The sequence below is a fragment of the Isoptericola sp. NPDC057191 genome, assembly GCF_042670225.1.
Taxonomy (GTDB): domain Bacteria; phylum Actinomycetota; class Actinomycetes; order Actinomycetales; family Cellulomonadaceae; genus Isoptericola.
Genome location: NZ_JBHUWC010000218.1, coordinates 1 through 6237 on the forward strand (window position 1 = coordinate 1; position 6237 = coordinate 6237).

Annotated in this window: 7 protein-coding genes; 6 read left to right on the forward strand and 1 reads right to left on the reverse strand. The window is 72.5% G+C overall.

Annotated elements, in window-relative coordinates:
* Positions 1 to 91: 91 nt before the first annotated feature.
* The gene (locus ACFT55_RS18470; protein WP_380245305.1) at positions 92 to 640 is read right to left on the reverse strand and encodes a YceI family protein; all 549 of its coding nucleotides are present in this window, start codon (positions 638 to 640) and stop codon (positions 92 to 94) included.
* Between the two features lie 100 nt (positions 641 to 740).
* Between ACFT55_RS18470 and ACFT55_RS18475 the strand changes: the two genes are divergently transcribed.
* The 6 genes from ACFT55_RS18475 to ccsB all read left to right on the forward strand — a co-directional run bounded on the left by ACFT55_RS18475 (position 741) and on the right by ccsB (position 6089).
* Complete coding sequence (locus ACFT55_RS18475) at positions 741 to 1247, forward strand: MarR family winged helix-turn-helix transcriptional regulator (protein WP_380245306.1); 507 nt, start codon at positions 741 to 743, stop codon at positions 1245 to 1247.
* A gap of 61 nt (positions 1248 to 1308) precedes the next feature.
* The gene (locus ACFT55_RS18480; protein ID WP_380245307.1) at positions 1309 to 1953 is read left to right on the forward strand and encodes a histidine phosphatase family protein; all 645 of its coding nucleotides are present in this window, start codon (positions 1309 to 1311) and stop codon (positions 1951 to 1953) included.
* Positions 1953 to 2582 (forward strand): TlpA family protein disulfide reductase, encoded by a 630-nt coding sequence (locus ACFT55_RS18485; protein WP_380245308.1) that lies wholly within the window; start codon positions 1953 to 1955, stop codon positions 2580 to 2582. The genes ACFT55_RS18480 and ACFT55_RS18485 overlap by 1 nt, the downstream gene beginning before the upstream one ends.
* Complete coding sequence (locus tag ACFT55_RS18490; protein WP_380245309.1) at positions 2582 to 3358, forward strand: cytochrome c biogenesis CcdA family protein; 777 nt, start codon at positions 2582 to 2584, stop codon at positions 3356 to 3358. The genes ACFT55_RS18485 and ACFT55_RS18490 overlap by 1 nt, the downstream gene beginning before the upstream one ends.
* Entirely contained in the window at positions 3358 to 5097 is a 1740-nt protein-coding gene (locus ACFT55_RS18495) for a cytochrome c biogenesis protein ResB (RefSeq protein WP_380245310.1), read from the forward strand. The genes ACFT55_RS18490 and ACFT55_RS18495 overlap by 1 nt, the downstream gene beginning before the upstream one ends.
* A gap of 2 nt (positions 5098 to 5099) precedes the next feature.
* The gene (gene ccsB, locus ACFT55_RS18500; protein WP_380245311.1) at positions 5100 to 6089 is read left to right on the forward strand and encodes a c-type cytochrome biogenesis protein CcsB; all 990 of its coding nucleotides are present in this window, start codon (positions 5100 to 5102) and stop codon (positions 6087 to 6089) included.
* Positions 6090 to 6237: the final 148 nt, after the last annotated feature.

The window sequence follows — 6237 nt, forward strand, 5'->3', positions numbered from 1 at the left end:
AGGTAGTGACTACCTCGCGAAGACCCGGACTACCTCGGCCTCTCGCGGACTACCTCGCGAGGGGTGGTGCTACCTCGCGAGGGAAGCGTCGTCAGGCCTGCTTGATGGCCGAGACGTCGAGGGCGATCTTGACCTTGTCGCCCACGAGCACGCCGCCGGTCTCGAGCGCGGCGTTCCACGTGAGGCCGTACTCCTTGCGGGAGATCTCGATCTGCGACTCGAACCCGGCGCGCGCGTTGCCGAACGGGTCGGTGGCGGTGCCGGTGAACTCGGTCGGGAGCTCGACGGAGTTGGTGACGCCGTTGATGGTGAGGTCGCCGGCGATCGTGTAGTCGTCGCCGTCCGTGGAGATCGACTTCGAGACGAAGCTCCAGACCGGCTTCTCCTCGGCGTGCCAGAAGTCGGCGCTGCGCAGGTGGTTGTCGCGGTTCTCGTCGTTGGTGTTGACGGACGCGGAGTCCAGCTCGGCCGACACGGCGGACGACTCGAGCTCGTCGCCCACGGTGATCGCACCGCCCGTGATCGCGATGGTGCCGCGGACCTTGGCGATCCCGGCGTGGCGCACGGAGAAGGACGCGGTCGAGTGGGCGGGGTCGATGGCGTAGGTGCCGGAGTTCAGGCCTGCGGGCAGCGCGGTCATGGTGTCTCCCTCGGGTAGGTCGTGCGGTCGATGTCTAGGTAGTTGAGCACTCAACTACCGTCACGGGGAGAAGAACACGCCGGTCTCGTAACCTATTCCCGTGGGCGGGACTACCGAGGCGCGACAGCGCGACGACGCAGACGTGCGCTGGCTCGACGAGGGCCAGCAGTGGGCGTGGCGGCGCTTCCTGGAAGGGACGTCCCGCTTCTTCGAGGCGCTCGGCACCGCCCACGACGAGGGGCTGCCGGTGACGCTGGGCGAGTACCACCTGCTGGTGCAGCTCTCCGAGGCCCCCGGGCGCACCCTGCGGATGTCGGCGCTCGCGGACTTCCTGGCGCTGTCCCGCAGCCGGCTCACGCACACCGTGGACCGCATGGAGCAGCGCGGTCTCGTGGTCCGGACCCCGGCGCCCGACGACCGGCGCGGCGTGAACTGCGTCATGACCGACGCCGGGTACGCGGCCCTCGTCGCGTCCGCGCCGGGGCACGTCACCGCCGTGCGGCGGCTGCTCGTCGACACGCTGACCGACGAGGAGCTCGACACCCTCGGCCGGGCGATGGCGAAGGTCGTGGAGGCCACGAGGAGGCCCGAGCCGCACGGGGCGTGAGCGCCGTCACGCCTGGCTGAACGGGACCTGGGTACCCCGGAGTTCTGGGACACTGGGAGGCATGGCCACCACCACCGTCCATCTTGTGCGGCACGGCGAGGTCCACAACCCGGACGGGGTCCTCTACGGGCGCATCCCCGGCTACCGGCTGTCCGATCGCGGGCAGGCGATGGCACGCCGTGTGGCGGAGCACCTGTCCGGCACGGGCCACGACGTCGCCGGCGTCGTCGCGTCCCCGCTGCAGCGCGCGCAGGAGACCGCGACCCCGACCGCCGAGGCGTTCGGCCTCACCCTCGCCACCGACGACCGCCTGATCGAGGCCGGCAACCACTTCCAGGGCACGACGATCGGGAGCAACCCGGCGCAGCTCGCGCAACCTCGCTGGTGGCGCTACCTGTGGAACCCGCTGCGCCCGTCGTGGGGCGAGCCGTACGCCGAGCAGGTGGCCCGGATGCGTGCCGCGGTGGACGACGCCCGCCGCGCGTACGCGGGCCACGAGGTCGTCCTCGTCAGCCACCAGCTTCCCGTGTGGGTCACGCGCCGTTCGTTCGAGGCCCGCTCCCTGGCGCACGACCCGCGCCGTCGGGAGTGCTCGCTAGCGTCGATGACGTCGCTGCGGTTCGACGGCGACACCTTCGTCGGCCTGCACTACACCGAGCCCGCCGCAGACCTGCTCGCCGGCGCCGACCCCGTCCCGGGGGCGTGATGCGCACCACGACCTCTCGCGCGCTCCGGCGCGCGGCAGCGGCGACGAGCGCCGTCGTCGCCCTCGGCCTCCTGGCCGCGTGCGGCGCCCAGGACTCCGGCGCGGGCGACGTCGTCGGCCAGGGGTTCGTCTCCGGCGACGGCTCGGTGAAGCAGTGGGACGCGGGCGACCGCGGCGACGTCGTGACCGTCGAGGGCACCACCTTCGAGGGCGACGACGTCAGCACGGCCGACTGGCGCGGCGACGTGGTCGTCGTCAACACCTGGTACGCCGGGTGCGCCCCCTGCCGTGCCGAGGCCCCCGACCTCGTCGACCTCGCCAACGAGCGCGAGGACGACGGCGTGCGCGTCCTCGGCATCAACACGGAGGACGAGGCGGGCGCCGCCACGTCGTTCCAGCGCACCTTCGACGTGCCGTACCCGTCGATCGCGGACCGCACGGGGGAGGTCGTGGCCAGGCTCTCCGGCGTCGTGCCGCTGCAGGCCGTCCCGTCCACCGTCGTGCTCGACGCCGAGGGCCGCGTGGCGGCGCGCGTCATCGGGCAGGCGGAGGCGTCCACCCTCGACGCGATCGTCGACGACGTCCTGGCCGAGGCCGGCTCCGGCGACGGCACCGCGAAGGGCGCCTGATGGGTGACACCTTCGCCTCCACGGCGTTCAGCGGCTCGATGCTGCTGGCGCTGCCCGTGGCTCTGATCGCCGGGCTGGTGTCGTTCGCGTCGCCGTGCGTGCTGCCGCTGGTGCCCGGCTACGTCGGGTACGTCAGCGGGATGGCGGCGGCGACCGCCGGCGGGTCGAAGGGCCGCGCCGGCGTGGCGCAGGACCCGGGCCGACGGCGCGTCGTCCTCGGCGTCGGCCTGTTCGTGCTCGGCTTCACCGCGGTGTTCGTCGCGCTGATGGCCGCCGCGGGCGCGCTCGGCTCGTACCTGGTGCAGTGGGAGACCACGATCATGCGGGTCCTCGGCGTCGTCGTGATCCTCATGGGCCTCGCGTTCCTGGGCGCCGTCCCGTTCCTGCAGCGCGAGCGCCGCATGCACCTCAGCCCGCGTGCGGGCCTCTGGGGGGCGCCCCTCCTCGGGGTGGTCTTCGGCCTCGGCTGGACGCCGTGCATCGGCCCGACGCTCGCCGCCGTGCAGGCGCTGTCGCTGGACCAGGCGTCGGCCGGCCGCGGCATCGTGCTGGGCGTCGCGTACTGCGTCGGGCTGGGCGTGCCGTTCCTGCTGGTCGCGCTCGGGCTGCAGTCCTCGCAGCGCATGCTCGGCTTCCTGCGCCGGCACCGCCTGGGCATCCAGCGCGCCGGCGGCGCCCTGCTGGTGCTGGTCGGCCTGGCGCTGGTCTCCGGCCTCTGGGCCGCGTGGACCAGCCAGCTCCAGGGCTGGATCGGCGGATTCGTGACGGTGGTGTGATGAGCGACAAGACGACCTACCGTCCCGAGGGCATCAACGACGCCTTCACCGAGGGCCGTACGGACGACGCTCCGGCGACCCCGCAGGACGCGGCTCCGAAGCCCGGCGGGTCCCCGGCCCTGCCCTCCCTCGGCTGGCGCGGCACGCTGCGCTGGACGTGGCGCCAGCTCACCAGCATGCGCGTGGCGCTCATGCTGCTCATGCTGCTCGCCGTCGCGGCCGTGCCCGGCTCGATCCTGCCCCAGCGCGGGCAGGACGCCGCCGCCGTGCTCGAGTACCTGGGGGACCACCCGACGCTCGGGGAGTGGCTCGACAAGCTGGGCTTCTTCGAGGTCTACAGCTCGGTCTGGTTCTCGGCGATCTACCTGCTGCTCTTCGTGTCGCTCGTGGGCTGCATCCTGCCGCGCACGATGGCGCACGCCCGCAACCTGCGGAACCGCCCGCCCAGGACGCCGGTGCGGTTCGGCCGGTTCCCCGCCACGGCGGAGGCCGTCACCACGGCCTCACCGGCCGAGGTCACGGACGCGGTCGCCACCCACCTGCGCGGGCCGCTGCGCCGCCTGCCCACCTTCCGGGTCGACGTGGGCGGCGAGGAGCCGCGGCTGGGACGTCCCGCCACGCGCACCGTCGCCGCGGAGCGCGGGTACCTGCGCGAGACCGGCAACCTCCTGTTCCACCTGGCGCTGGTCGGCCTGCTCGTCTCCGTCGCCCTGGGCCAGCTGCTGCACTACCGCGGCCAGGCGATCGTCACGGAGGACCGCGGCTTCGCCAACGCCGTCGTGGACTACGACACGTTCGACAAGGGCGCCTGGTTCCGGCCGTCGTCGCTGTCGCCCTTCTCGATGACGCTCAACTCGTTCGAGTCGAAGTTCGCGTCCGACACCGTGGCGTTCGCCCAGGCGCGCGACTTCACCGCGAACGTGACCGCGACGGAGCCCGACGGGACGTCGCACGACGAGACGATCAAGGTCAACGAGCCGCTCACGGTCGACGGCGCCAAGATCTACCTGCAGGGCAACGGCTTCGCGCCCGAGATCACCGTGAAGGACGGCGCAGGCCAGCTGGCGTTCTCCGGCCGGGTCCCGTTCCTGCCCCAGGACACCATGTACACCTCGCGCGGCGTCGTGAAGGTGCCGGACGTCTCGAAGGGCCAGGAGCAGATCGGGCTCGTCGGGTACTTCCTGCCCACCGCCGTCGTCGACGCGGACGGCTCGGCCCGGTCCGTCTTCCCGCAGCCGCAGAACCCGCTGCTGGTCCTCGAGGTGTACCGCGGCGACCTGGGCCTGGACGACGGCGTGCCGCAGAACGTCTACCGCCTCGACACCGCGAACCTCACCCCGTCGGTGGACGAGGACGGCTCGACCGTCAAGCTCCTGGTGAAGCCCGGGGAGTCCGTCAAGCTGCCCGACGGCCTCGGCACCGTGACGCTGGGCGAGGACGTGCCGCGGTACGTCGCGCTCGACCTGCGCTACGACCCGTCGCTCCTCTGGGTGCTGACCTTCGCCCTGCTGGCCCTCACCGGCCTCGCGGTCTCCCTGTTCACCCCGCGCCGCCGCGTGTGGGTGCGATCATGGGAGACCACGGACGACGACGGCCGCCCGGTCACGCACGTCGAGCTCGCCGGGCTCGCGCGCGGGGACGACGCCGGACTGCAACGTGAGGTCGACAAGGCTCTGGCGTCGGTGCCGGGCCTGGTCGACGGCACGACCAACGACTCGAAGACTGCCACGGAGGACTGATCATGCAGATCGCCGAGCTGAGCGTGCTGCTCGTGTGGGGTGCCGCCACGGCGCTCACCATCGCGCTCGTCGCGTTCGCGATCGACCTGGGTCGCCGCACGGAGCAGCGGGCCGACGCCCGCGCCGAGGTGCGCACCCCGGTCGCGGTGGGCGCGGGCGCCCCGGTCCCGGCGAGCGCCGGCACGGGCCTGGGCGCGAGCGCGGACGCCCCCGCCCCCGCGCGCCGTCGCGCCGCCGGCATCGCGATGTCGACGACCTGGCTGGGCACCGTGATGCTGCTCGTGGCGATCGTGCTGCGGGGGATCGCCGCCGGCCGCACGCCGTGGGCCAACATGTACGAGTTCACGCTGGTGGGGTCGTTCATGGCGCTCGCGGTCTTCCTCGGCATGAACGTGCGCAAGGACTTCAAGTTCCTCGGGGCGTTCGTCACCGGCCTGGCGGTCCTGTTCCTCGTGCTCGGCCTCAACGTGTTCTACATCGCCGCGACGGGCGTGCAGCCGGCGCTCCAGAACTACTGGCTCGTCATCCACGTGGGCGTCGCGATCAGCGCCACCGGCATCTTCACGGTGGCGTTCGTCTCGTCGGTGCTGCAGCTCGTGCGCGACAGCCGTGACTCCGGCTCGCCGTACCTGCAGCGCCCGGGCTTCCGGTGGCTCGACCGCGTGCCGACCCCGACGTCGCTGGAGGCGCTGTCGTTCCGGCTCAACGCCGTCGGCTTCGTGCTGTGGACCTTCACGATCATCGGCGGCGCCATCTGGGCGGAGCACGCCTGGGGCCGGTACTGGGGCTGGGACCCCAAGGAGGTCTGGAGCTTCGTCATCTGGGTCGTGTACGCGGCCTACCTGCACGCCCGCACCACCCGCGGCTGGGACGGTCGCCGCGCCGCCTGGTTCGTGATCGTCGGGTACCTGTGCGTGCTGTTCAACTTCACCGGCGTGAACCTGATCTTCAACGGCAAGCACTCCTACTCGGGCCTCAACACCGACGCCTGACCGGCACCGCCCCGAGCTGTGGGTACGAAAAGGGCGTGAATTCCCACCGGAATTCACGCCCGTTTCGGACCCACAGGGGCGGGCGCCCCGCGGCGGGAGGTCCGGAGCTGTCGCCCGACGCGCGCGGGGGGCGGCGCGTCGCCGGCGC